21 protein-coding genes are annotated in these 25466 nt (G+C 65.3%); 10 read left to right on the top strand and 11 right to left on the bottom strand.

From position 1 onward, the window contains the following. Positions 1-113 precede the first annotated feature (113 nt). Positions 114-1007 carry an NAD(P)-dependent oxidoreductase gene (locus D7S86_RS07150; protein WP_121084947.1) on the bottom strand — a complete coding sequence of 298 codons (894 nt, stop codon included), beginning with the start codon at positions 1005-1007 and terminating at the stop codon, positions 114-116. A gap of 190 nt (positions 1008-1197) precedes the next feature. Between D7S86_RS07150 and D7S86_RS07145 the strand changes: the two genes are divergently transcribed. Then, on the top strand, positions 1198-1662 hold the full coding sequence (locus tag D7S86_RS07145; protein ID WP_121084945.1) for an NUDIX hydrolase: 465 nt from the start codon (positions 1198-1200) through the stop codon (positions 1660-1662). Positions 1663-1689: 27 nt separating this feature from the next. On the opposite strand, the gene D7S86_RS07140 is transcribed toward D7S86_RS07145, so the two are convergent. Continuing rightward, entirely contained in the window at positions 1690-2571 is an 882-nt protein-coding gene (locus D7S86_RS07140) for a LysR family transcriptional regulator (protein WP_121084943.1), read from the bottom strand. 158 nt (positions 2572-2729) lie between these two features. Here D7S86_RS07140 and D7S86_RS07135 point away from each other — a divergent pair, with 158 nt between their 5' ends. The 4 genes from D7S86_RS07135 to D7S86_RS07120 all read left to right on the top strand — a co-directional run bounded on the left by D7S86_RS07135 (position 2730) and on the right by D7S86_RS07120 (position 8006). Beyond that, complete coding sequence (locus D7S86_RS07135; RefSeq protein WP_420813210.1) at positions 2730-3959, top strand: YbfB/YjiJ family MFS transporter; 1230 nt, start codon at positions 2730-2732, stop codon at positions 3957-3959. A 159-nt stretch (positions 3960-4118) separates the two neighbouring features. Then, positions 4119-4787, top strand: coding sequence for an O-methyltransferase (locus D7S86_RS07130; RefSeq protein ID WP_121084941.1), 669 nt, complete (start codon positions 4119-4121; stop codon positions 4785-4787). Between the two features lie 314 nt (positions 4788-5101). Then, complete coding sequence (locus D7S86_RS07125) at positions 5102-6343, top strand: MFS transporter (RefSeq protein WP_121084939.1); 1242 nt, start codon at positions 5102-5104, stop codon at positions 6341-6343. Further along, on the top strand, positions 6336-8006 hold the full coding sequence (locus D7S86_RS07120; protein ID WP_121084936.1) for a thiamine pyrophosphate-binding protein: 1671 nt from the start codon (positions 6336-6338) through the stop codon (positions 8004-8006). Before D7S86_RS07125 ends, D7S86_RS07120 begins: the two co-directional genes overlap by 8 nt. A 177-nt stretch (positions 8007-8183) precedes the next feature. On the opposite strand, the gene D7S86_RS07115 is transcribed toward D7S86_RS07120, so the two are convergent. The 8 genes from D7S86_RS07115 to aspT form a co-directional block, all read right to left on the bottom strand. Further along, a complete protein-coding gene (locus D7S86_RS07115) occupies positions 8184-9137 on the bottom strand; it encodes a LysR family transcriptional regulator (RefSeq protein WP_121084934.1) in 954 nt (317 codons plus the stop codon). A gap of 137 nt (positions 9138-9274) precedes the next feature. Then, positions 9275-9664 carry a putative quinol monooxygenase gene (locus D7S86_RS07110; protein WP_158601886.1) on the bottom strand — a complete coding sequence of 130 codons (390 nt, stop codon included), beginning with the start codon at positions 9662-9664 and terminating at the stop codon, positions 9275-9277. A 76-nt stretch (positions 9665-9740) separates the two neighbouring features. Beyond that, entirely contained in the window at positions 9741-10898 is a 1158-nt protein-coding gene (locus D7S86_RS07105; protein WP_121084930.1) for a YncE family protein, read from the bottom strand. A gap of 3 nt (positions 10899-10901) precedes the next feature. Beyond that, positions 10902-11201, bottom strand: a complete 300-nt coding sequence (locus D7S86_RS07100; RefSeq protein ID WP_158601885.1) for a putative quinol monooxygenase — start codon at positions 11199-11201, stop codon at positions 10902-10904. A 566-nt stretch (positions 11202-11767) separates the two neighbouring features. Next, complete coding sequence (locus D7S86_RS07095; RefSeq protein WP_121084926.1) at positions 11768-12835, bottom strand: alpha/beta fold hydrolase; 1068 nt, start codon at positions 12833-12835, stop codon at positions 11768-11770. A 104-nt stretch (positions 12836-12939) separates the two neighbouring features. Then, positions 12940-14739: a tannase/feruloyl esterase family alpha/beta hydrolase gene (locus tag D7S86_RS07090; protein ID WP_121084924.1), complete on the bottom strand. Its 1800-nt coding sequence runs from the start codon at positions 14737-14739 to the stop codon at positions 12940-12942. Positions 14740-15232: 493 nt separating this feature from the next. Then, a complete protein-coding gene (gad, locus tag D7S86_RS07085; protein ID WP_121084922.1) occupies positions 15233-16612 on the bottom strand; it encodes a glutamate decarboxylase in 1380 nt (459 codons plus the stop codon). Positions 16613-16760: 148 nt separating this feature from the next. Further along, on the bottom strand, positions 16761-18452 hold the full coding sequence (aspT, locus tag D7S86_RS07080) for an aspartate-alanine antiporter (RefSeq protein WP_121084920.1): 1692 nt from the start codon (positions 18450-18452) through the stop codon (positions 16761-16763). Positions 18453-18884: 432 nt separating this feature from the next. Here aspT and D7S86_RS07075 point away from each other — a divergent pair, with 432 nt between their 5' ends. Next, positions 18885-19448, top strand: coding sequence for a YSC84-related protein (locus D7S86_RS07075; RefSeq protein ID WP_121084918.1), 564 nt, complete (start codon positions 18885-18887; stop codon positions 19446-19448). Positions 19449-19478: 30 nt separating this feature from the next. Here the strand turns inward: D7S86_RS07075 and D7S86_RS07070 are convergent, their stop codons facing one another. Then, positions 19479-20168: a GntR family transcriptional regulator gene (locus tag D7S86_RS07070; RefSeq protein WP_121084915.1), complete on the bottom strand. Its 690-nt coding sequence runs from the start codon at positions 20166-20168 to the stop codon at positions 19479-19481. A gap of 213 nt (positions 20169-20381) precedes the next feature. Here D7S86_RS07070 and D7S86_RS07065 point away from each other — a divergent pair, with 213 nt between their 5' ends. From D7S86_RS07065 to D7S86_RS07050, 4 genes are read left to right on the top strand one after another with little or no spacing between them, the layout of a single operon-like run. After that, positions 20382-21806, top strand: a complete 1425-nt coding sequence (locus D7S86_RS07065; RefSeq protein ID WP_121084913.1) for an MFS transporter — start codon at positions 20382-20384, stop codon at positions 21804-21806. Beyond that, positions 21803-23158, top strand: coding sequence for an MmgE/PrpD family protein (locus D7S86_RS07060; RefSeq protein WP_121084911.1), 1356 nt, complete (start codon positions 21803-21805; stop codon positions 23156-23158). The genes D7S86_RS07065 and D7S86_RS07060 overlap by 4 nt, the downstream gene beginning before the upstream one ends. After that, positions 23151-23909, top strand: coding sequence for an MmgE/PrpD family protein (locus tag D7S86_RS07055; RefSeq protein ID WP_121084909.1), 759 nt, complete (start codon positions 23151-23153; stop codon positions 23907-23909). The genes D7S86_RS07060 and D7S86_RS07055 overlap by 8 nt, the downstream gene beginning before the upstream one ends. Then, on the top strand, positions 23906-25456 hold the full coding sequence (locus tag D7S86_RS07050; RefSeq protein ID WP_121084907.1) for a carboxylesterase/lipase family protein: 1551 nt from the start codon (positions 23906-23908) through the stop codon (positions 25454-25456). The genes D7S86_RS07055 and D7S86_RS07050 overlap by 4 nt, the downstream gene beginning before the upstream one ends. Positions 25457-25466 lie beyond the last annotated feature (10 nt).

Genomic DNA, 25466 nt, shown 5'->3' with positions numbered 1-25466 from the left:
GCGACGTCAGCCGTGTGCCGCGTGTTTGAGCAGTATCCGAAGAAGGCGCGCGCCGGTGCCCCGATCAGCGCATCGCCAAGACGAGGCGCGCCGGCGCGTGCAACCCGATCGCCTCATCGCGAGGCGAGGTCCGGGCGCGCGAACGCATGGACCACGCTGATCATGTCATCGCCCGCATAGCCGATCGACTCGGCCCTCGCATAGAGCGCGAGGCATGCGTTCATCAACGGCGATGCGACACCTGCAGCCTCGGCGGCCTCGACGGCGTAGCGCGTGTTCTTGAGCACGTCCGAGATGCCGGCCTGACGCGAGAGGTCGCCGGTACAGAGCTTGTCGAGCTTCATCCGCGATACGGCGCTGGCCATCGGGCCCGCGTTCAGCACCTCCGCGAATTGCGCCAGATCGAGTCTGTGCGAGAGCGCGAAATGGGCCGCCTCGGCAAGCCCCGTCACCATCGTGATGAGGAAGACGTTAACGGCGAGTTTCATCGTCAGCGCGCCGGGTACGGGCCCGCACATCACCGAGGTCTTGCACATCGGGGCGAGCATGGGTCGAATCGCGGCCAGATCGTCGGGCGCACCGGCGAGCATCGCGACGAGCTCGCCGAGCTCGGCCGGTTTTCGCGAGCCCGAGACCGGCGCTTCGACATAGCGTCCGCCGGCCGCCCGAACGTCCGCGTCCAGCATCGACGCGTAACCGGGCTCGACCGTCGACATATTGACGACGATACGATCGCGCACGGTTCGCATGAATAGGGGCGGCGTGTGCCTGCCGAGCACCGCATCGACGGCATCGCCGTTCGCGAGCATCAGGATGACGCGCTCGCACTGTGCGAAGACGGCTTGAGGATCGGGCGCAATCTGCGCGCCGGCGGCAGCGAGCCGATCGCATTTGTCCGCGGCACGGTTCCAGACAACGAGCCGCACGCCCGCCCTGCAAAGATTCATCGCCATCGGCTCGCCCATCGTGCCCAATCCGATAAAGCCGGTCGGCTCGGTCGAGTTCATCGTGATCGTCTCCTGTCGTGAGGCCGTGCGGCGCGATGCCGCAGGTCCGATCGCACGGCGCGTCTTATGTCATGCTTGCCGTCGACGAAGCGATCGCCGCGGCCGAATGAATTGCAGTTGCAATCGTATCAGGCGATCGCTTTTCCGCAAACCGCGGCATCCGTGCCGTGGGCAACACACACTCGCAGATATGAACGAGCCTCTCGACATCCCACGCATTGAATCGTCGACATCGCGCACCGCGCCCGTTGCGGCGGTCATCGGCGTCGTCATCCGCGATGCGCACGTCCTGCTGGTTCAACGCCGCAACCCGCCCGATGCGGGGCTCTGGGGCTTGCCCGGCGGAAAGATCCACTATGGAGAGTCCATCGGCGCGGCTGCGGTGCGCGAAATCCTCGAGGAAACATCGGTAACCACCGAAGCGCTGCACGTGTTCACGGCGATCGACGCCTTGGATGCCGATCGATCGGGCGCGTGGCAACATCACTTCGTCCTCGTCGCCGTGCTGTGTCGATGGCTCGACGGCGAGCCGCTCGCCGCCGACGATGCGTTAGAGGCGCGCTGGTATCCGTTGGATCGTCTGGACAAGAGCGAACTCGTGTTGAGTGCAGGCGTCACCGACGTCGTGCGCCAGGCCTTCGACCTGGACCGCTAAGCGCTCCGTCGCGTCCGCCCACATCGCTCACCGATCCGTTCTCGACATATCGGCGCGCGCCGTCTCGACGAACGCGCGCATCGCGCTCGACACATAAGCGTCGTTGCGACGAATAAAGAGCGTATCGACCCATGCGCGATCGCTCGGCAGCGCGTGGATCGCGACGCGGCCTTCGCGCTCCGCGACAGCGACCACGCCACGCGGCAACAACGTCACGCCGATGCCTGCCGACACGCAACTCAGGATCGCATCGAGCGAACCGAATTCGAGCGGTTTGGCCGTCACGATGCCCGCGTCGGCCAACACGGATTCGAGCCGCTGCCGATAGGAACACCCCATCTGGAACACGACGGTTCTCAGATCGGGAATGCCCTTCAATTCATGGACCGCGCGAATCGCCGGGGTCGTGACCAACACGAGTTCCTCGCGGAACACGACCTCCTGGTGCACGTCCGGATGATCGACGGGCCCCGCGACGAACGCCCCTTCGACACGCCGGTCGAGCACATCGTCAAGCAGCCTGCGGGACGTGCCGGTCGTCACGACGAGGCGCACAGCGGGATACGTCCGCGCGAAATCGCCGAGGACCGGCGCGAGCCTGAGCGCCGTCGTCGTTTCAAGACTGCCGAGATGGAGCGTGCCCTTCGGCACGCCGTCCTCGACGACAGCCGTTCGCGCGTCCGCGAGCAATTGCGTCATGCGCCCGACGAACGGCAGCAGGCGCTCGCCCGCCGGCGTCATCGTCACGCCGCGCGCATGCCGTTGAAACAGCGTGACACCCAGACTCCCTTCAAGCGCGCGGACCCGTGCCGTGACGTTCGATTGCACGGTATGCAGCGCCTGCGCCGCGCGGTTCATGCTGCCCAGCCGCGCCACGGCCTCGAACACTTTGAGATCGGATACGTCCATCGAAGCACTCCCTGTCTGGCCACTCGGCCTATCCGTCGATGACGCTCGGCCTGCCACTCAGCTATCGCACAAAACGATAACGCCTATCTAGATAATTCGCTTTTCAGCTTACTCAGCGGAATCATAATCACAAACAATGATAGCCAGGAGGATCCGCGATGTCGACCACCATGCCCCATGAACCCCGCCGCCCGGCCGCGATGCCCGAGGTTCCCGCTTGGCGAGCGGTGCTTTCGGCGTTCTGCGCGAGCCTGATCGGCATCGGACTGGCCCGCTTTGCCTATACGCCGCTGTTGCCCGCCCTCGTGGCGCAGCACTGGTTCGCGGCGTCGTCCGCAGCCTATCTCGGCGCGGCGAACCTCGCGGGCTATCTCGCGGGGGCGCTTTCGGGGCGACCGCTGTCGAGACGTGTGTCGGTGGTCGTCGTGCTCAGGACCATGATGCTGATCGCCGCCGTCTCGTTCTTCGCGTGCGCGTTCCCGCTCGACTTCGCCTGGTTCTTCGTCTGGCGCTTCGCGTCGGGTCTCGCGGGCGGCGCGTTGATGGTCCTGGCCGCGCCCGCCGTGCTCGCCCACGTGAGCGCCGCGCGACGCGGCGTGGCCGGCGGCGTGATCTTCATGGGCATCGGCGCGGGTGTGGCCGCGTCGGGGACGCTCGTTCCGCTCCTGCTTGCACACGGTCTTCGCGAGACGTGGTTCGGTCTGGGGGCGGTGTCGTGCGTGCTGGTCGTCGTCGCGTGGCATGGCTGGCCGCGTGAAGCGGCATCGAACGCCGAGCCCGTTCATCATCGGGCCGCGCCGAAGGTCGGCACGCTGCGCGCGCTCTATGTCGAATACGGTTTGAACGCGGCCGGCTGGGTGCCGCACATGATCTTCCTCGTCGATTACATCGCGCGCGGCCGGGGCGAAGGCGTGCAAGTCGCCGCGGCGTATTGGGTGCTGTTCGGGCTCGGCGCGACGTTCGGGCCGCTTCTGGCCGGCCATCTGGCCGATCGGGCGGGCTTTCGCGCGGCGCTTCGGTTCGCGTTCGTGCTCGAAGCCGTGGCGGTCGCGTTCGCCGCCGCGGGGCTCGGTTCGATCTGGCTCATGGTGTCGAGCGTCGTCGTCGGCGCATTCGTGACCGGGACCGTCCCGCTGATGCTCGGCCGCATCGGCGAATTGCTTCCGCATCATCCGGCGCAGCAGAAGTCGGCATGGGGCACCGCGACGGTGGCGTTCGCGCTGTGCCAGGCGGCCGCGGCGTATGCGCTGTCGTTCGTCTTTCAGCACAGCGGCGGCAATTACCGGCTGCTCTTTGCGATCGGCGTGATCGCGATGGTGGTGGCGCTGGTGATCGATCTGCTCGCGGCTTTATCGACATTGCGGCATTCGATCCCTGAAGCGAACTGACCGTTCGGTGAGGGTCGTCCGCACGCCGCTTCCTCACGCCGTTGCCGAATCACACTCGGCCATATCACCCAGGCCGATATCGTTTCGACAAGTCGAGCTTTGTCGCATAGCGCCCAACCTTGAAAATCGTCAACTCCCCAACCCAAGCAAGGCACCCACGTGAGTCAAGATCAATGGACCGCCATCGACGACTACTTTTCGCGAACCCTGGTGCGTTCCGACGCCGCACTTGATTCGACCCTGCGGTCGAGCGCCGAAGCAGGCTTGCCACCGATCAACGTCGCGCCGAATCAGGGTAAGTTGCTCCATCTGCTAGCCCGACTGAAAAACGCGAAACGCATTCTCGAGATCGGTACCCTCGGCGGTTACAGCACGATCTGGCTTGCCCGCGCCCTGCCCTCCGACGGTCATCTGATCTCGCTGGAGGCCAACGCCGACTACGCCGATCTCGCGAGAAAAAACATCGCGGCGGCAGGTCTGGCGCATCAGGTCACGGTGATCGTCGGTGCAGCGGTGTCGAGCCTTCAGCGACTCGTCGACGAAAAAATCGAACCGTTCGACTTCGTCTTTATCGATGCCGATAAAGAAAACAATCCCGAATACCTGCGGCTGTCCTTGTTGCTCTCGCGCGCCGGCACCGTGATCATCGGCGACAACGTCGTTCGCCAAGGCCGCGTCGGCGATGCACACAACACCGATCCCGACGTCATCGGCGTGAGACGATATTTCGAACTGGCGAACGCCGATCCGCGCCTCGATACCACCGCCGTCCAGACAGTCGGCGCAAAAGGTTGGGACGGTTTTTCGATCAGCGTCGTGTCCGCTTAACCGTGTCAGATTAGCCGTGTCCGCTTAGCCCGTTCGATCGCCCCATGCTCGCCCGCCGGCCGTGTCCGATCACGTCCGGCCGCATCCTTTGCGCATCGCCGCCAGCCAGCCGTGCATAGCTGATATGCACGCCGCGCACCCGTGCAATCGGCACCGCCCCGCATAATCTGTCGCTGCCGTGATCGCTCGCGCCGAGCGGGTTCGCCCCGCACGGACCGTGACGATGCCGAACCCGCACAGCGGATCGGCGCGCGGACGACAACAAAAGCAAACAGGTCGCGTTCCACCTGACCGAGATGACGGAGATAGACGTGATGCAACCGTGGTACAGCACGATGACGCGCCCTCAGAAGCGCACGTTTTGGGCGTGTTTTCTCGGCTGGGTACTCGATGCGATGGACGTGCAGTTCTTCGCATTCGCGATTCCGACGCTTCTGACGGCCTGGGGCATGACCAAGGGACAAGCCGGCATCATCGGCACGTCCGCGCTCGTGTCATCGGCGATCGGCGGCGTCATCGCGGGCGTGCTCGCCGATCGCATCGGCCGCGTGCGCGTGCTCAAGCTCGCGATCCTCTGGTTCTCGGCGTTCACGGGCCTGTCCGCCTTCACGAACTCCTTCCACGAACTCCTCTTCACACGCAGTTTTCAAGGCCTGGGCTTCGGCGGCGAATGGGCGGCGGGCGCGATCCTGATCGGCGAGGTCGTCGACAAGCGCATTCGCGGACGCGCTGTCGGATCGGTCCAAAGCGGCTGGCCCGTCGGCTATGCGCTCGCCGCACTGGCGTACTGGATTCTGTTCGGCCTGCTTCCCGAACACCTGGCCTGGCGCGTGATGTTCCTGATCGGCTTGCTGCCCGGTCTGCTCGTGCTCTGGATGCGCCGCAATATCGACGAGTCCCACGCCTTCGAAGCCGCCTCGCAATTCCGCGAAAAAAACAGCACGCTCGCCACGTTCGCGCTGATCTTCGGACGCGGCACGCTATCGCGCACGATCCTCGCGTCGCTGATGGCGGCCGGCGCGCTCGGCGGCAACTATACGATCCTGACCTGGCTCGTCACCTATCTGCGCCAGACGCAAAGCCTGACCGTCAACCTGACCACGAGCTATCTGGCCGTCAACATCTTCGGCTCGTTCTGCGGCTATATCGGCATGGCCTATCTGAGCGACGGCATCGGACGACGCGCGACGTTCGCCCTGTCCGCCGCCGGCGCCACGCTGACCGTGCTCGCCTACACCCTGCTGCATCTGCCGCTGTCGACGCTGCTCGTGCTCGGCTTTCCGCTCGGACTCTTCCAGTCGGGCATCGTGTCGGGCATGGGCGCGTGTTTCACCGAACTGTTTCCCGCGCAGATCCGCGCGTCGGCGGGCGGCTTCTCATACAACTTCGGTCGAGGGATCGGCTCGCTCGTGCCCGCGGCCGTCGGCCTGTCGAGCGCGTCGTTCGGCCTCGCCGAATCGATCGGCGTCTGGGCCGCGGCCTCCTACGTGGTGGTCTTCGCCGTCGCGATCTTTCTGCCTGAAACCCGCAACAAGGAGCTTGAAATCCATGTCTGACAACGCAGCGCTGCGCAACGGCGGCCGCATCCTCGTCGATGCCCTGGCCCGCAACGGCGCCGACACGGTCTACTGCGTGCCCGGCGAAAGCTATCTCGCGGTGCTCGACGCGCTGCACGACACGCCCGCCATCCGAACGATCACGACACGCCACGAAGGCGCGGCCTCGAACATGGCCGATGCGTACGGCAAGCTCACGGGCCGGCCAGGCATCTGCTTCGTCACGCGCGGCCCCGGCGCCACGCATGCCAGCAACGGCGTGCACACGGCCAGCGAGGATTCGACACCGATGCTGCTGTTCATCGGACAGGTCGAACGCGCTTTCATCGGACGCGGCGCCTTCCAGGAAGTCGACTATCGCCAGATGTTCGGCGGCATCGCCAAATGGGTCACCGAGATCGACAGCATCGAACGGATTCCCGAAGTGATCGCGAAGGCCTACGCGATCGCGCTGTCGGGACGTCCGGGCCCGGTCGTCATCGCCTTGCCCGAAGACGTGCTGTTCCATTCGGCATCGGCGGTCGACGCCCCGCCGACCCGCATCGCGCATGCGGCCCCCGAACCCGCGGCGCTCGATGAACTGCGCGCCTTGCTCGCGCAGGCCGAACGGCCCCTCGTCGTGGTCGGCGGGACCGGCTGGCACGCCGACGCGCACGCCGCGCTCAAGCGATTCGTCCACGCCCATCGCTTGCCGGTCGCCGCATCGTTCCGGCGCCAGGATCTGTTCGACAACCGCGACCCGCACTACGTCGGCCAATTGGGCCTCGGCGTATCGCCCAAACTCGCGCAACGCGCGCGCGACGCCGATCTGCTGATCGTCGTCGGCTCGCGGCTCGCCGAAACGACGTCGTCGGGCTATACGGTGTTCGAAAGCCCCGTGACACGGCAGACGCTGATCCACGTCCATCCCGATGCCGAAGAACTGGGCCGCGTCTATCAGGCGCGTCTGCCGATCTGTGCGTCGCTCTCGGCGTTCGCCAAGGCGCTCGACGGCGTCACGCCGATCGAGGCCGACATCCAGCAACGCTGGCATGCATGGACCGACGCCGCGCGCGACGACTATCTCGCGCATTCGACACCGCCCGCGAGCCCGCCCGATCTGAACGGCGTCGATCTCGCTCAGGTCGTCGCGCATCTCAGCGAGGTCCTGCCCGACGATGCCGTGATCTCGAACGGCGCGGGCAACTACACGGTCTGGGTCCACCGCTTCTATCGCTATAAAAGCCCGGGCACGGAACTCGCGCCGACCAACGGCGCGATGGGGTACGGCTTCCCCGCGGCGATCGCCGCCAAGCTGCAAAGTCCCGAGCGCGACGTCGTGTGTTTTGCCGGCGACGGCTGCTTCATGATGTACCCGCAGGAACTCGCGACGGCCGTGCAATTCGGCGCGCCCCTGATCACGATCGTCGTCAACAACGGCATGCTCGGCACGATCCGCATGCATCAGGAACGCGAATATCCGGGACGCGTATCGGCGACGCGCCTCGCGAATCCGGATTTCATCTCGCTCGCACGCGCATTCGGCGCGCATGCCGAACGCGTCGAACGGACCGAGGATTTCCCCGCCGCGTTCGAACGGGCCCGACGCGCAGGCGTGCCCGCCGTCATCGAATTGCGCACGGATCCGTTACAGATCACGCCCACGAATCGGCTAAGCAGCTAAGTGGCTAAGCGGCTTAAGGGTTTAGCGGTTTAGCGGTTTAGCGGTTTAGCGGCTTGCGGCTAGGCAGTTAAGTGGTTAGCGGGCGAGTAGCCAGGTGTTGAGCATCCGAACGGTGAAGCTGCACGGGGTCGGCGGGCGGCGAGACAACCGCACGTACCTGCCCCGCGCGTTCGACGCTCACACGGCCCACGCAGGCATGACGGGTTGCTCGCGCAGCAGCGTGCCGGGCCACGCGCCTTGATTCACGAGTTCCGCCGCGAGATCGCGGATCATCCGGACCACCGAACCCACCCCTTCGGACATCGCGCGCTTCTGCGGCCACGCGATCGCGACATCGCGCCGCACGACGGGATTCGACAACGGCACGCATTGAAGCCGGCCCGCCGCGCACTCCTCGATCACCGAAGCCGCGGGCAATACCGTGCAGCCGCACCGCTCCATGACGAGGCGCTTGGTCAACGAGATCGACCCGTCGCACTCGAACGCGATATGCGGCGTGAAGTGATGCTGGGCCGCCAGCGTCTCGACGAGCAAGCGCAGACCGTGATGCGTGCTCGGCAGGATCAAGGGGACATCGCCGAGCGCGCTCACGTCGAACGATCCCGTGGGCAGCGCAAAATCAGGCGGCGCGACGACGCACACTTCTTCGGACAGCAACGCGTCGTATTGCATCGCACCCGGATGCTCGGGCACGTACATGACGGCGAGATCGATTTCCCCGTCGCTCAGACGGCTCAGAAGCTGGCTTGCGAGCCCTTCGACGTAACAGATCCGCGTGTCCGGATAACGCGCGGTCAGGCGATGTCCGAGGCGGCCGAACATGATTCTCGCGATCGTCGGCTGCGCCGCGATCGTCAGGCTTGCCGGCCCGCGCTCGCCGCCGCGCATCGCGGCCGCGGCATCCGTCAGCGTGCGTTCGAGCGAGACGGCGTAACCGAGCAACTGCTCGCCGCGTTCGGTCAAGCCGACGCCATGGCCGCCGCGTCGAAACAGCCGCACGCCGAGTTCGGCTTCGAGCATGCCGATGCGTCGGCTGATCGTGGATTGATTCGCGCCGAGCTCCATCGCCGTGCGCGAAAAACTACCTGTCCGCGCCACGTGGGCGAAGACTTCGAGGTCATCCGAATTCATGGCCGACGACGCCGGCCGCGGGTGTCGTCGCAGCGACGACGCGACCGCGGCGGATTCCGAAAGTGAAGGTCGCCGTATTATGACATCGCCGATGCATGCGACCGGCCGGCCCGATCAGTCGGACCCATCGACGCATATCATTCGAACGCCTTGAACACGCGCCGATAGACGGGGCCGCTGAGCAAAGGCTTCAGCCTATCGTCGAGCGCGTGCGCTTGCGCGCTGCCATTCGACGCATCGAGCGACGCCTGATCCTTCCAGTGCTCGATCAGCGTGAAGTTATACGGCGCCCCGACTTGCTGATTGACCTGCACGTCGACGATGCCCGGTTCCTTTTCGAGCGTCGCCTTGACGTCCTTGAACAAGGTGTCGACCCCATTGCCGTGACGAACCGCGTCGGGCAGCACGTTAATCAACGTGACCTGATAAATGCCCGCATGGTCGACATCGGCCTGAGCGGATGCGTTCACACCCAGCATGGCGATGCATGCGGCAAGCGCGAGAACGGACGACGATACGATTTTCATGATGTCTCCTGGCGAAGGGTTCATGGACACGCCCGCGGATGCCGCATCGCGCGGCATCGCATCGGCGCGCCTCGATTTACTGCGAATCCAAAACCGTCAGCGCGCTCGGCGCGCCCGGCATGGCGACTTGATATTTGAGCGGCGACAAACCCGCTTCGCTTGCGCCGAATACGAGCAGGCTATTGCTCGCGAAATCCTGGACGATCAGCGATGCGCCGTCGGGTGCGAACGCGACGCCTTGCGCATTGGCGCCGACCTCCGTCGCACCGAGCTGCCGGACCGGCCGCGCCGACACGTCGAAGAGCTGAATCAGGCTATGCGCCGAACTCGACGGATCGTCGTGCTTCATATTGCTGCCGTTGATCGAATCCACGGCGAGCCGCTTCGAATCCGGCGAAAACGCAATGGCTTCCGGCGTCGACGCGACCGAGAACACATCGACGGCACGGAACGGCACCGAACGCAGATCGATCAGCGTGACGCTATTGCGATCGCCCGTCACATGACCGATATCCGACACGGCCGCATAGCGTCCGTCCGGACTCACGATGACCATGTACGGATTCGAGCCCACCGTGATATCGCGCACGGGTTCGATCTTGTCGCCGTCGATCCGCAATGCCGTCACGCCCGCATCGCCGCGACGCGTGACCAAGGCCCATCGACCGTCCTTCGTAAAGGCCGTGGCCATCGTTTTCAGGCTCGGCGGACCCAGCGAGACGACCTCGGCCACGCGGACCTGCGTCCCCTGTATCGTCAGCCACGTGACCGTGCCGTCGCCGTCGGCCGCGAGCGCATGACGCCCCGACGGATCGATGGCGATGCCCCATGGCCGACGTTCGAGCGGCAGTGTCTCGATTAGCTTCGGAACCGCTTGCGACAGGTCGTAGACGAGCAGCGCCTTTTCGTCGAGACGCCGCGTCGGCGCGGCCGGATCGCGGATCGCCGCGTTCGAGACGAGCGCGAGCTTTCCGTCGGGCGTGACCGCGACGGCCGAGGGCGGCCCCGCGGCCGTCTGCTCGGACGGCACCGTCCAGAGCAGACGCGGCGGCATCGTCGAGATATCGAGCGCGCTCAACGAGCCTTCGGACGCGCCCGGCAGCACGTGATACGCGCCGTCGCTGAAGGTCTCGATACCGTCATTGGCGGACAGCATCGTCGTGCCGGCCACCGCCATCATCGACACCGGAAACGCGAGCAGCGCGACGGCGGATTTCCACGAGCGGACACCCATGACTCAGTGCGCCGGCGTCGTGACGATCGTCTCGTAGGGGCTGCCGATCAGCGGCTGCAAATCGCTTCTGAACTCGCGCGTATGCGCCGCCTGCGTATGCGCATCGAATGCGCGCTCGTCCTTCCAAACTTCGTACAACGTGAAGTGATTGCCGTGCAACGTCTCCTGCAGAATCGCGAACGACACGAGCCCCGGATCGCGCTGCGTATCGGCGTTCATTTGCTTGAGCAGCACCTGCGCCTTGTCTTCGTTACCCGGGACGAACTGGTTCGGAATCACGTCGATGAACGTCACGGCCGTCACGGCCTCGGAGGCGCGGGCCGACGCGATTCCCGGAACACACGCGGCACACAAGGCGGACGTCAGTGCCAATGCGGCGATCACTGCACGCTCACGTCGCTGCGAGGGATGGCTCAATTCAGGTCTCCAGAGTGAAATGCCCGGCATGTCCGATATCGTGCCGGGCCGCACGAACGATAGGTCGCATCGGGCGCGCTCGACGCCCGGCGGCGGTCTTTCACGCCGCGCGGCGCGCGACGCGAATTCGAACAAAAGCCGTCATGCCCCTGGCCGAACGTCGCCATGACGGCCCAGGCCGTCATGAAGGTCTCCGATCTTTTGTTTGAATGGCGTCGGGGCTTCAGGCACCCCGCCGCGTCTGTCTAGAGTATGAGGGGGGCCTATGCAACGCAATGCGCGTGCGACGCATATCAGCTTTGCGCGGCTTGCATGACCAAGGCGTCGATAAAGCCATGCGCTGCGGCGTCGACGGGTCGACGGGTCGACGGGTCGACGGGTCGATGGGTCGATGAGTCAAGGCGTCGACGCGCGGCAGCTTCGACACCTCGCCGCGTCGCTACGTCAACCCCTCATCGCGCGACCGCCGGGTCGGACAGGCCTTGCAGCAACGCCGCATGGAACGCGGCCGGGTCCTGCATCTGCGGCGCATGTCCGGCGTCGGGGAATTCGACGAGGCGCACATGCGGAATGACCGACGCCGCGTGATGCGCGAGCGCGGGATAGTTGCCGAGCGTCGGACGCACATCGGCGGGCGCGTATTCCTTGCCGATCGCGGTCGTATCCTTGTCGCCGACGATCAGCAAGGTCGGCGTGCGGATCTGTGACAGCTCGTAATACACAGGCTGCGTAAGGATCATGTCGTAGAGCAGCGCCGAATTCCATGCGACACGCGCACGTTGCGGTCCTCGATACATGCCCGCGAGCATCTGGACCGCGGGCTCATAGTCGTCGCGCCATTGACCCGCGAAATAGGTGTTCTTCTCGTAGGTCCGAATCCGGTCGGCGCTCGTATTCAGCTCGCGCGCATACCATTGATCGACGGAGATCGGGGGCACGCCCTTCGCACGCCAGTCTTCGAGACCGATCGGATCGACGAGGACCAGTTGCCGCGTTTGATCGGTAAACGTCAACGCATAGCGAATCGCAAGCATGCCGCCGGTCGAATGTCCGATCATCGTGACGGGACCGATGCCGAGCGATTCGAGCAGCGCGTGCGTATTGAGCGCGAGTTGCTGAAAGCTGAATTGATAGTGCTCGGGCTTGCTCGACTTGCAAAAGCCGATCTGGTCGATCGCGATCACGCGATAGCCCGCATCGCTGAGCACGTGTATCGTGGGCGCCCATGTCGCGGCGCAGTAATTCTTCCCATGGAGCAGCACGGCCGTGCGGCCGTTCGCCTTGCCCGCGGCAGGCGCGACGTCCATATAGGCCATGCGCAGATCCTGCTGCTGCGAATGGAAGCTGAAATAGGCAACGGGGTACGGGTACGCAAACCCTTCAAGTTCCGCGCCATAGACCGGCGCGGCGGGATCGCCGCCCGACGGCGTCGCATTGGACGACACGACAGGCGCGCTTTGACACGCGCCCAACAGCAACGACGCCACGAGGGTCCAGACCAATCGGCTTGAGATTTTCATTCGATGCAAACGTGGCGCACGCATGCGGCTCGCGAAATGGACAGGCCCTCATCATAGTGGGAAGCCGCGCCAAGCACTCGCTCAGCCCCCCACCCAGGATTCGATTACGGCGCGGCGACCCCTTCCATGATCGGCGCATAGGGTTGATAGAACGACGCGCCCGCCCATTGCTGCGTCGGTTCGGTATAGAGCGCCGCGCCCTGCTTCCAGTTCGCACCGTCGTGCCAGTCGCCCGTGCCCGTGTATTGCGGAACGGCCGGATACGGATAGACCGGGCGCGACGCCTTGAGCGCGCTATTCGTCGGATCCGTATAGGTCATGACCGCATTCGGCGCCGTACCTTGTTCGACCCAAGCCGTGATCTGCGAAATCAGGTCGATCTGATTGAACCCTTCGCTCGCGGGCGTGCCGCAGTGATCGACACCCGGCACGAGGTACAGACGCGCGAAGTCATTCACGGCCGACGCGCCCATCGTGCTTTGCAGCGCCTCGTAGTACTGGATCGTGAACTTCGGGGAAATATGCTGATCGGCCCAACCATGCCAGAGGATCAGCTTGCCGCCGGCCTTGTTGAACGCCGACAGATCCGGACTCGTCGCATCGAACAGCGGATGCGTCGCCGACAGCGACTTCGCATAGAAGCTCGCGTCCGTATAACCGAAACGTCCGAGATCGCGCACCGCCGCTTCGCTGTCCGGGAAAATCAGCTTGTAGGCGCCCGATACGATCAGGAAGCTGAACACGCCGGGGCTCGCGACGGGTACCGGCGCGGCCGTCGAATTCGAATTCGGCACTTCGACGCCGATCCAGTTGATCTCCGAACCGTATTGCGGCGAACCCGCAAGCATGGCTTCACCCGTGGCCGCATCCTTCGGGCCGCCATAGAGCTTGCGCGCGGTCGCGACTTCCGCGGGCGTCAAACACTGGCTCGTGTTCGCCGCACCCTTCGGGCATGCGATCGAAGCGGGATCGAAATGACAGGTACGCGGATCGACGACGAGCCCGTCGGCGACGCCCGATTGGCCGCCGCACGCGGCCACGACGGCCTTGTGCAGCACCTTGACCTTGTCCGCATAGAGCGTCGCCACACCGGACAGATCGCCGGTGGAGCTCTGCGACATCACGCTCCAGCCATGAAACAGCGAGTTCTGGATATTGAAGTGCGCGGCCGGCGCACCGACGACGATGCCGTTATAGTCGGTCGGATAGCGCTGGGCCGCCATGAGCCCTTCGCGTCCCCCGTCGGAACACCCGACGAAATACGCATACTTTTGCGCTTGTCCGTAATAGGCCTTGATCAGCTTCTTGGCCGCCAACGTCGTCACGTGCTGGCCGCGATACGCGAAATCGGCGCGGCGTTGCGCATCGGTGGTCCAGTCGCCGCCGTCTTTCGCGCGGTCGCCCGTATGACCCATATCGGTCGCGGCCGTCACGAAGCCGCCTTCCTGCACCAGCGGGCAGGTATAGCTGAAAGAGAACGAGTCCTGCGAGGTCGGGTCGTTGATGTTTCCGCAAAGGCCGCCGCAACCGAGTTCGGCGAACCGTTGCGTCCATGAGCTGACCGGCAGCGCGATCTCGAAGCGATTACCCGGCGCGAGCGTGCCCTTCACGACGCAATAGTTGACCGTCGCGCCGTTGTGCATCTTCGACGCGACGACATTCGCCGACGCAATCGAACTGCCTGCCCCGCCGATGTCCGTGAGGTCGACCGCGGCCAGCTTCGAACAATCGACGACCGGCGGCACGACGGCCAACGGCGTCTTGGCGGCATGGCTGGCGTTGTCGGTCGTGGCGCACGCCGCGATCAACGCGGTTGCCGCGCACGCCGACACGACAGCGAGCCACGAGGCCGCGCCGCGCGTACGCACGCGCGCGAACCATTGCTTGACATCTGAACGTCCCATTTCGTCATCCTGAGTTTTGATTTTTATCCGCGCGCGAGACCGACACCCGTCCCACCTTTTAGGCAGATTCTTGCAGGACGCAATATACGAATGGAAAGCCGACGTATCCAGGCCGGGTTAGTCCCTAGATTTTCGCTAAGCGCACACATTCGCGAAACGGATGGGCGCGCGTATTACGCGAACGCACCCGCATATCGTTATGGACTCAAGGACTTGCCGGCGCACGGACCGCTTTTGTTACGGCCGCCCGGCCGGCGATGAAGCGCTTTCGATATAACAAAACCAGATGGCGCGATAAGCATTTGGCAAGCGGACATCGCAGGCGCGAACATCGGTCCGCGACGCAACGACACGCGGCGCGCATGCGCGCGCCGGCGTCCCGCCTAAAGCCTTCGCGCACGCGCCAGCGTCGACACGCATGCCGCTTCGCTCCGACGCTAAGCGACATGCGCGATGGCGATCCGCGACACGCGATATCCGACCGGTCGCGCGCTCAGCACTTCGCCGGCGACGATTTTTCCGTCGCATGCGCGTGAAGCTTGGGCGGCGTCGCATTGCCGCCATGCGTTTCGAGGAATCGACACGCGCCGATGATGTCGTTGCCGAGGATCTGCGCGACATTGCGATTGATATGCGGCCGCACGACGACGCGCAGACTCTTGACGGCTTCGGCGTTGGGCGGCATCGAATACGCCGATAGCACCCAGCCTTTTTCGCGGACCTTGTTCGACACGTCGAATTCATTGAATTTCGTGATCTTGCTGTCGAGCGTCACGGCGACGACCGGGATCCGCTGGGTCTCGTTCATGATCGTGAAGTAGCCGCTGTCGACGAGGATCTTGCGCAGCGCGATCGCATTGTCGAGCGTGTGCTGCATGACACGCTTATAGCCGTCGAAGCCCAGACGCAGAAACTGGTAATACTGGACGGCGATCTGAAATCCGTTGCGGCTGAAGTTGAGCGTCGCGGTCGGCATCTCGCCGCCCAGATAATTGACGTAGAAAACGAGTTCCTCGTTAAAGACCTTGCGCTCGCGGAAAATCACCCATCCGAGTCCGGGCGGCGTCAACCCGTACTTGTGGCCCGACGCATTGATCGACTGCACGCGCGGCAAACGAAAATCCCATTTGTAGTCCGGATACAGAAAGGGGTTGACGAAACCGCCCGATGCCCCGTCGATATGCATGGGGATCGAGTGGCCCGTCTTTTTCTCGTAGGCGTCGAGCCAGTCGTGAATCCCCTGGATATCGTCGTCTTCGCCCGTGAAGGTCTGGCCGGCGATCGCGACGACCGCGATCGTATTCTCGTCGACGTACTGATCGAGATCTTCGGCCGTGAGACGGTAATTACCGGGTTTGAGCGGCACGATGCGCGGCTCGACGTCGAAATAGCGAAGGAATTTCTTCCACACGATCTGCACATTGCCGCCCGTCACCATATTGGGCCGTGTCGCATCCTTGCCCTCGCTCTGCCGGCGCGTGCGCCAGTTCCACTTGTGCGCGAGCCCGGCGAGCATGCAAGCCTCCGACGAGCCGACCGTCGCCGTGCCATACGGTTCGACGTCTTTCGGGCCGTTCCATAGCTGATGCAGCCACTTGACCATGCGCGTTTCCATGGCGAACAAGTGCGGATACATATCGTGATCGATATAGTTCTTGAAGATGTTCCGATGCGCGGTTTCCATCGCCTCCGGCTCGGCATACGTCGTCACGAACGACGACATATTGAGCATCGGATTCGTATCGGTCCATTCCTCGCTGATCACGAGCGCCGCGGCCGCGCGCGCGGACATGCCCTGCTCGGGGAAGTGATCCTCGGGGATCGGCAGATTGAATTGATCGTACGGCGTGACTTTCTCGACTGAAGCGTTCATCGGCAACTCCAAAGATACGAAAGGCTCCCTGAGGCGACTGCCCGCTCTTGTCGGCGTTCTTTAGCGGCGTTCTTTAGCGACGTTCTTTAGTGGCGTTCCTTAGTGCCGCTCTCATCGGCGCGCTCGTGTTGGCGCCGTCTCGCCGGCGCTATCCGAGCACCATCACGATGACCATGCCCCAGATCGTCAGCAGCGTATTGCCCACGGCGTAGGTCACGGTGTAGCCCAATCCGGGCACCTGACTTTTCGCGGCGTCGCAGATCATGCCAAGCGCCGCCGTCGTCGTTCGCGCGCCCGCGCAGACGCCAAGCAGAATGGCCGGATGAAAGCGAAACACGTACTTCGCGATATACATGCCGAGGATCAGCGGCACGGACGTGGCCACGATCCCCCATAGAAAGAGGCTCACGCCGAGTTGCTGAAGACCGGCCACGAAGCCCGGGCCGGCCGTGATGCCGACCACCGCGATAAAGACGTTGAGCCCGACCGAGTTCATGAACCAGACGGTCGGCCCCGGAATCCGTCCGAACGTCGGATGGATCGCGCGCAACCAGCCGAACAGGATGCCGGCGATCAAGGCGCCGCCCGCGGTCGACAGCGTGAGCGGCACGGTCCCGATCTTGAGCACGGCCGCGCCGATCAGCGCGCCGAGCGTGATGGCCAGGCTCATCGTTGCGACATCGGTGACGTCCGAAGCGCGATCGATCACGCCGAGCGCCTTGGCCGCGGCGTTCGTGTCCTGCGTGCGTCCGACGATCGTGATCGTGTCGCCGCGATGCAATTGCGTATTCGGCAACACGGGGATCAGCGTTTCCGTCGGACCGCGCTTGATCTTGCGGATATAGATCCCGCGCGCACCCGGCAGCTTCGCGAGCGCCTGCAGCGTTTGTCCGTCGACGTCCTTGCTCGACACGTAGACGTCCACGCCTTCGGTCGGAATCGCGATCAGTTCCTCGTCACCGACTTCCTCGGCCCGATGGCCGAGCACGCTGACCAGTTGATCCTCGCGCCCGACGACGGCCACGACATCATCGGCCTGCAGCACCGTTTCGAGCGTCGCGTCGATGATTTTTCCGGCGCGGCGAATCCGTTCGATAAACAAGCGCGATCCGTCGTGCTGGAGCGCTTCGGCCTGACTGACCGTGAGACCGACAAGCTGGCCGCCCGCGTGAACGCGATAGGCGCGCAAGCCGTACTGATGCCATGCGGCGCCGCCCGTGTCGGCGCTCGACGCGCCGCCCATCTTCGCTTCGTAGTCCTTGCACGCGGCGACGAGATCGATGCCGAGCAAACGAGGTCCGAGCGTCGCGAGCAGCAAGGCCGAGCCCACCGTGCCGAAGATATAGGTGACCGCATAGGCGGTCGGCATCGCATCGAGCATCGCCTTAGCCTGATCCGCCGGAAGCCCGAGCCGATTGATCGCATCCGTCGCGAGCCCCATCGAGGCGGAGATCGTCTGCGATCCCGCGAACAGACCCGCGGCGGAACCGATCGAATAACCGGCGATTTTCGCGGCCACGATCGGCGCGGCGAGGCTCAATACGCATTGCACGATCGAGAACAGCGCCTGCGGAATGCCGTCTTTCGCGATGCCGCGCACGAATTGCGGGCCCACGCCATAGCCGACCGCGAACAGAAACAGCAGGAAGAAGACCGACTTGACGTTCGAGGAGATCGTGATGCCCAACTGCCCGATCGCGATCGCGGCGAGCAAGGTCGCCGTCACCGCGCCGAGGCTGAAGCCTTTGAAGCTTTTTCCTCCGACCCAATATCCGATACCGAGTGAAAGAAAGACCGCGATTTCCGGGTAACTTCTGAGGGTTTGAACTAGCCAGGCCATGCTCGCTCCTTCGGTGCGTGACGTCCCGGAGAAACCGATGCGTGCGCGAACGACGCATCGATCTCCATGTAAAAGACCCAAGCTGCTAAAAGACCCACCTGCTTGAGCGCATGACGCCCGAGCGCCATGACCTCGCGACGCTCAACCGATCGATGGCGAATCAGAGTCTAGAAACACTGCGATCAATGACAAACCGGCATCGCATGCTTTTCGCGGCGATTCGCTAACGCGCTAGCGAATTGCGCGAGCAGCACGCGCGCAGCGTTCGATCGGTGTCGCACTAAGCGCTCGGCCGACGCGGACATTGCGTTTCGCAAGCGGCCCCGTCTAGTCTTGTAGCGATGCGCCCGCGCTTCATGGCACATGCCAGGACACGTGTCATGAAGCGCGGCTATCGCGTGCGGAATACGATCCATCCACGAGGAGCCCATCATGCTCAAACGCCTGTTATCGACGCTCGCCATCGTTCTGCTGTTGCCGGTTTCGTCTGCGTGGGCAGACAACTACGCGGACACGCTCACGGTGTTCAAAAACGCGGGGGAAAGCGGCAGCCTGCTGCAAAGCGCTTATGCCTATGCGCTGTTTCCCTCGATCGGCAAGGGCGGCGTGGGGATCGGCGGCGCCCATGGCAAAGGGCGCGTCTACGAAAAAGGGAAACACATCGGCGATACGTCGATGACGCAGATCACCGTCGGCTTGCAACTCGGCGGCCAGGTCTACAGCGAACTCATCCTGTTCGAGGATGAAGCGGCGCTCAAGAACTTCACGCAGGGCAATTTCGAATTCGGCGCCGACGCCAACGCGATCGCCATCACGGCGGCCGCGGGCGCGCAAGCCGGCACGACGGGCACGTCCACAAATGCGAGCGGCGGCAAGAACGACGCCAAGACGTCGGGCGGATTCCGCAAGGGCATGGCCGTCTTCACCGTGGCCAAGGGCGGCCTGATGTATGAAGCCAGCGTCGGCGGTCAAAAGTTCTCTTACACACCGCGTTGAACGACGCCGGGGCTGCGCGCCGCGACTGCGTCAAAGCCCCGTCGGCGACGCCTGCCATGCGCGCTCGATCGCGCGCAACGCGCCCATCACGATCGATCGGTTGAGCGCCGCCGCGAGCACGCCGTCGCGCTCCGCATAGGCTTCGCATAGCCGTTCGTGATCGGCGCACGATCGTTGCATACGGCCCGGCAACGACGTGCTCAGATGCCGGAGCCGGTTCGTGCGCATCCGCATCGAATCGAGCACGGCCTTGATCGTGTCGTTGCGGCCGATGCGAAGCTCTTCGTCGCGAAACGCGACATTCGCCCAGAAATAGCCGTCGACATCCCCTTTCGCCGCGACGTCGGCAAGCCGCCGGTACGCGTCCCAGAGCGCCGCGATATCGGCCTCGCTCGCCTGCTCGACGATCGCGAGCGACACCTGTCCATAGAGCAGCGCGCGCAGCTCGTAAATCTCGCGGACCTCCTTCAATTGCATGCCCGTGACACGCGGACGCCGGCGCGGCTGCCAGTCCACGAGCCCCTCGCGCACGAGCGCGAACAGCGCCTCGCGCACGGGCGTGCGGCTCACGCCGAAGCGCCGCGCGAGGTCGACGGAATTCAGATCGTCGCCGGCCCGCAGGCGGCCTTCGATAATGCCGCGCGCGACCCAGTCGACGATCTCGGCAACCGGAGTCTGTTCGGTGTCGTCGGGAAGCGGCAGGTCGTCGTCCAGGGTCATCGGGCAAGCCTCGTTACGCGTCAACGGAAGAACACAACACGCCTAGGCGATGGTCGCCAGTCTGCCATTACCCGCCGCGTAAGGCCAGTGCCTCTATCGCGTGAGTGTATACACTTACCCATATTTTTAGCCTGCAAACGATGATTACCCATATATACTGGCCAAAATGTCGACACTAAGAGCCGAGATGACAGGTCTGGGCCAGGAGACGCCATGTATATGGAACAGGAGATCGGCGATTCGCACGAGGTCGAGGCGAGCGTCTCGGCGCGCCTCGACCGATTGCCGCCCACGCGCTATTTCCGCGGGCTCGTCGTGCGCATCGCGATCGGCGGATGGTTCGAGTTCTATGACATGTTCATGGCGGCCTATATCTCGCTCGGGCTCATCGCGAGCGGCCTCTATCACGCGACGACGAAGGGCCTGTTCGACGTCGACGGCTTCGCGAGTTTCCTCGGCGCGTTCTTCGCCGGCATGTTCGTCGGCACGATCGCGTTGAGCGGCTTCTCGGACCGTCTCGGCCGGCGTTCGGTCTTCACCGTCGCGATGCTCGTCTATTCCACGGCGACGTTTGTCGCGGCGTTCCAGACCTCGCCGCTCGCGATGGACCTCTGGCGCTTCGTGGCGGGCGTCGGCATCGGCGTCCAGCTGATCACGGTCGACACCTACATCTCCGAACTCACGCCGCATCATGCGCGCGGCCGCTATGCGGCGTTCAGCATCCTCGTGATCCTGACCTCGGTGCCGACTGTCGCGATCGTATCGTGGGCGCTCGTGCCGCTGACGCTGTTCGGGCTCGAAGGCTGGCGCTGGGTGATGATCATCGGCTCGGTCGGCGCCGTGCTGATCTGGTTCGTGCGGCGCGGCCTGCCCGAGTCGCCGCGTTGGCTCGAAAGCCGCGGACGCGCCGACGAGGCGCGCCGGATCGTCGACGCGATCGAGGACCGCGTCGTGCGCGAGACCGGCCGCGCGCTCGCGTCGACGGCTCCCGACCTCGCGCCGGATCTCGCGCCCGACAACGCGCCGGGCCGGCGCACGTGGACGCAGATGTGGCGAGGCCCCTATCTGCGCCGCACGATCATGCTGTCGCTGTTCAACTTCTGCCAGACGTTCGGCGTCTACGGCTTCGGCGCCTGGGTGCCCGTGCTGCTCTATTCGAAAGGCATCACGATCACGCATTCGCTGTTCTACACGATGCTGATCGCCGTCACGACGCCGCTCGGCGCGATCGGCGCGATGGTCTGCGCCGAGCGCTTCCAGCGCAAATGGCAGCTCGTCGGCTGCGCGATCGTGGTCGCCTGCGCGGGCGTCGCGTTCGGTCTCGAACATAATCCGATCGCGATCCTCGTCTTCGGCAGCATGGTGACGATCGCCAACAACTGGATGATCGGCATCTTCCATACCTATCAAGCCGAGCTCTATCCGACGCGCATCCGCGCGCGGGCCGTCGGCTTCGTATTCAGCTGGAGCCGTTTTAGTTCGATCTTCGTCGGCTTCTGGGTGGCCGCCCTGCTCAAGGGCTACGGCGTGCCGGCCGTGTTCGTGCTGATTTCTTCCGCCATGTGGGTCATCGTCGTCGCGGTCGGGGTCTTCGGTCCCCGAACGAACGGCATCCGTCTCGAGGAGTTGTCTCAATGAGTTCCATTGCCGCCGCGTTCGCCCAGGGCATCGCCGCATCGGCGCGCCGGCCGTTGCCGGCCGCCGTCGCCGCCGAAGCCCGGCGTTCGTTCTTCAATGTCGTCGGCACGACGATCGGCGCTTCGCGCCATGCCGGCGTCGAAGCGATCCTCGCCGCCGCGCGCGAACTCGGGGCCGGCGCGACGGCGCCCGTGCTCGGACGCACCGAACGCGTCGACGTCCATTTCGCCGCGCTGGCCAACGGCTTCGCGGGTCACCTCGACGATTTCGACGACACGCATCTGGCCACCGTCATCCATCCCGCGGCGTCGGTACTCGCGGTCCTGACGGCGCTCGCGCCGCAGACCGCCCCGAGCGGCGCGCAGGCGATGACCGCGTTCGCGCTCGGCTGCGAGGCGCAATTGCGCGTGGGCGTGTCGATCTCGCCCGAGCATTACGATCGGGGCTGGCACATCACCGGCACGTGCGGCGTGATCGGCTGCGCCGTGACGGCCGCGCTGCTGCTCGGCCTCGGCGAAGACGCGCTCGCCCGCGCGGTCTCGATCGCGGCGTCGATGTTCGTCGGCCAGCGCGAAGCGTTCGGCTCGATGACCAAGCCCTATCACCCGGGCAAGGCCGCGGCCAACGGCATCGCCGCGGCGCGGCTCGCGCAGCGCGGGCAGCCCGCGGCCGCCGACATCTTCGAAGCGCCGGGCGGCTATGCGCACGCGCTCTCGACGCGCGTGGACTTCGGCGCGATGAACGACGGCTTCGGCGAGCGCTGGGAACTGCTGCTCAACACGTACAAGCCCTACCCGTGCGGCATCGTCGCGCACCCGGCGATCGACGCGGGACTCGTGCTCGCGCAGCAGATCGCCGACGTCGGCACGATCGAGTCGATCACGCTGCGCTGCCATCCGCTCGTGCCCGAACTCATGGGCAACCGCCAGCCGCGCGACGGTCTGCAGGCCCGCTTCAGCGCGATTCACGGCGTCGCGGCCGCCCTCTGCGACCGCGAGGTCGGCCTCGCCCAATACGACGACGCGCGCGTGATCCGCGACGACGTCAAGGCGCTGCGCGAACGCATCGCGCTCGCGCCGGATGCGAACGTCCAGCGCGATGAAGCGTTCATCGAGGCACGGCTACGCGACGGATCGACGCGCGCGCATCACGTCGAACACGCGCGCGGCAGTCTCGCGCGGCCGCTGACCGATGCCGAACTGCTCGACAAGGTGCGCCTGCTCGTCGACCCGATACTCGGCGCCGGCACCGCCGCGCGCATCGCCGCCGACGTCGGCGCGCTCGAACGCGCCGCCCGCCTCGACGCGTTCTTCGCGTTGTGCACGCCCAACAAGGACATGACCTATGCATAGCCCCGCCGCGCACTCCGAGGTATCGGACGCCCTGACGGCACTCGCGTCGTCGACGCCGGACGCCGCCGCACTCGATGCCGCGCGCGCGGCGATCGCACGCGCCCGGCGCGATCTGATCGCCGCGCCCGGCACCCGCGCCGACACGAACGTCATCGCCAACGCCGACGCGCCCCTGCGCGCGCTACGCGACAGCGATGCCGCCCCCGGCGACGCCGGCGACGCGCGCCTGAACGCGTGGGAACTCGGTACGACGCTCGCGCGGGCGGGCCAAGCGGGCGTCGAGACGGCCGTGATCGGCGCGGCGCTCGCGATCGGCGTGCGCCTCGCGGCATCGGACGATGCGATCGCCGCCGCGGTCGCGGTCGGCACGCTCGCCGCCACGCGCCTGCTGACCGCCGTCGACGACGCGGCGTTCCGCGCGCGCTGGAACGTGGCCGCGTCGCTGGGCATCGTCGGCGCGACGCTCGCGGTCTCGCGTCTGCTCGGGCTCGACGCGCCGCGCATGCGCCATGCGCTCGGCATCGCGGCGACCCAGGCCGCCGGGCTCGCACGCAACAACGACGAAGCGATGGGCGCACTCGAAACCGGCAAGGCGGCCGCCGACGCGATCGAAGCGAGCCTGCTCGCCAAGCACGGCTTCACGAGCGCCGTCGCGTCGATCGACGGCCGCCGCGGACTCGCGGCGCTCATGGCGTATCGCTTCGACGCGACCGCTATTACTGCACACCCGGACAAGGAGATCGCATCGTGATCAAACGGATGCCGATGATCGTTTTGACGTCGCTGCTCGCGGCGCTGTCGTTCAAAGCCGCGGCCGCGGCGCCCGAGGTCGAGCTCAGCGGCGGCTCGTTGCAAGGCAGTACGGTGGGCACGGTGCAAGTGTTCAAGGGCATTCCGTACGCGAAGCCGCCCGTCGGCGATCTGCGCTGGCGCGCGCCGCAACCCGCCGCACCGTGGGACGGCCTGCGCGACGCGACGCAGTTCGCCGCGAGCTGCGAGCAGCCGCGCCGCAAGTCGGGCGACGTGATTCCGTGGACCGCCGAGTATCTGCAAGATCCGCCGTTCAGCGAGGATTGCCTGTATCTGAACGTCTGGACGCCTTCGACGCGCAGCGCCGCGCACTTGCCCGTGGTGGTCTGGATTCACGGCGGCGGCTTCGTCGAGGGATCGGGCGCCGTGCCCGTCTACGACGGCGCGCATCTGGCCGGACGCGGCGTGGTCGTCGTCACGATCAACTATCGGCTCGGACTCTTCGGCTTCCTGGCCACGCCCGAACTCGACGCCGAGCACGACGGCTCGGGCGAGTTCGGCATGATGGATCAGGTCGCCGCGCTGCAGTGGGTCAAGGACAATATCGACCGCTTCGGCGGCGATCCGTCGAAGGTCACGATCGAAGGGCAATCGGCGGGGGCCATCTCCGTGCATCATCTGCTCGCCGCGCCGTCGGCCAAGGGCCTGTTCGCGCGCGCGATCGCCGAAAGCAACGCGTGGTCGCACACCGCGCTCGTGCCGCTCGCCGACGCCGATGCGGGCGGCAACGCGCTCGCGAATCTCGTCGGCGCATCGGATCTCGCGGCGTTGCGCGCCGTGCCGGCCGATCGCTTGATCGCCTTGCAGACGGATCCGCGCCTCGCGCAGACCGCGCACTTCTGGCCCGCCGACAACGGCAGCTTCATTCCGGCGGGCACGCCCGAACGCACCGATGTACCCGTGCTGCTGGGCTCGAACCACGATGAGGCGAGCGCCTTCAGTCCGGACTGGCAGATCCATACGAAGGCCGCCTTCGAGCAGATGCTCGAGCAGCGCTTTCATCCGTACGCGGACCGCTTCGCCGCGCTGTATCCGGCGTCGACGGACGCCGAGGTGTCCGCGGCCGTGCGGCATCTGCTCGCCGATTCGGCGAGCGCGGGCGTCATCGCCTGGTCGCAGGCGCGCGGCGCGCAGGCCGCGCCCGCATGGGGTTATCGCTTCACGCACCCCGAACCGGGCCCCCTCGCCACGCGCTTCGCGACGTTCCACAGCGCCGAGGTCCCGTACGTGTTCGGCACGCTGGACGTCGGCGACCGGCCCTTCACGGCGCGTGATCATGCGATCTCGCATGTCGTCCAGTCGTACTGGGTCAATTTCATTCGGACCGGCAATCCGAACGGCGCCGGTCTGATGAAGTGGCCGTCGCTCGACAGCCAGCATTTCATGCAGCTCGGCGATGGGCAGGCGGTCACGCCGCTGCTCACGGACGCACAACGCGAGGCCTTCCGTCAGTGGCTCGACGCGGGCGGCCAGATCAGTCTCTTTTAAAGGTGAAGCG

The sequence above is a fragment of the Pararobbsia silviterrae genome (genome assembly GCF_003628125.1).
GTDB lineage: Bacteria > Pseudomonadota > Gammaproteobacteria > Burkholderiales > Burkholderiaceae > Pararobbsia > Pararobbsia silviterrae.
Note: the sequence above shows the minus strand (reverse complement) of the source record. Positions and strands in the feature narration are given on the sequence as shown.

Coding starts and splice junctions, on each gene's coding strand:
- D7S86_RS07150 (WP_121084947.1), bottom strand. CDS start 1,007: ATGAACTCGACCGAGCCGACCGGCTTTATCGGATTGGGCACGATGGGC.
- D7S86_RS07145 (WP_121084945.1), top strand. CDS start 1,198: ATGAACGAGCCTCTCGACATCCCACGCATTGAATCGTCGACATCGCGC.
- D7S86_RS07140 (WP_121084943.1), bottom strand. CDS start 2,571: ATGGACGTATCCGATCTCAAAGTGTTCGAGGCCGTGGCGCGGCTGGGC.
- D7S86_RS07135 (WP_420813210.1), top strand. CDS start 2,730: ATGTCGACCACCATGCCCCATGAACCCCGCCGCCCGGCCGCGATGCCC.
- D7S86_RS07125 (WP_121084939.1), top strand. CDS start 5,102: ATGCAACCGTGGTACAGCACGATGACGCGCCCTCAGAAGCGCACGTTT.
- D7S86_RS07120 (WP_121084936.1), top strand. CDS start 6,336: ATGTCTGACAACGCAGCGCTGCGCAACGGCGGCCGCATCCTCGTCGAT.
- D7S86_RS07115 (WP_121084934.1), bottom strand. CDS start 9,137: ATGAATTCGGATGACCTCGAAGTCTTCGCCCACGTGGCGCGGACAGGT.
- D7S86_RS07110 (WP_158601886.1), bottom strand. CDS start 9,664: ATGAAAATCGTATCGTCGTCCGTTCTCGCGCTTGCCGCATGCATCGCC.
- D7S86_RS07105 (WP_121084930.1), bottom strand. CDS start 10,898: ATGGGTGTCCGCTCGTGGAAATCCGCCGTCGCGCTGCTCGCGTTTCCG.
- D7S86_RS07095 (WP_121084926.1), bottom strand. CDS start 12,835: ATGAAAATCTCAAGCCGATTGGTCTGGACCCTCGTGGCGTCGTTGCTG.
- D7S86_RS07090 (WP_121084924.1), bottom strand. CDS start 14,739: ATGGGACGTTCAGATGTCAAGCAATGGTTCGCGCGCGTGCGTACGCGC.
- gad (WP_121084922.1), bottom strand. CDS start 16,612: ATGAACGCTTCAGTCGAGAAAGTCACGCCGTACGATCAATTCAATCTG.
- aspT (WP_121084920.1), bottom strand. CDS start 18,452: ATGGCCTGGCTAGTTCAAACCCTCAGAAGTTACCCGGAAATCGCGGTC.
- D7S86_RS07075 (WP_121084918.1), top strand. CDS start 18,885: ATGCTCAAACGCCTGTTATCGACGCTCGCCATCGTTCTGCTGTTGCCG.
- D7S86_RS07070 (WP_121084915.1), bottom strand. CDS start 20,168: ATGACCCTGGACGACGACCTGCCGCTTCCCGACGACACCGAACAGACT.
- D7S86_RS07065 (WP_121084913.1), top strand. CDS start 20,382: ATGTATATGGAACAGGAGATCGGCGATTCGCACGAGGTCGAGGCGAGC.
- D7S86_RS07060 (WP_121084911.1), top strand. CDS start 21,803: ATGAGTTCCATTGCCGCCGCGTTCGCCCAGGGCATCGCCGCATCGGCG.
- D7S86_RS07055 (WP_121084909.1), top strand. CDS start 23,151: ATGCATAGCCCCGCCGCGCACTCCGAGGTATCGGACGCCCTGACGGCA.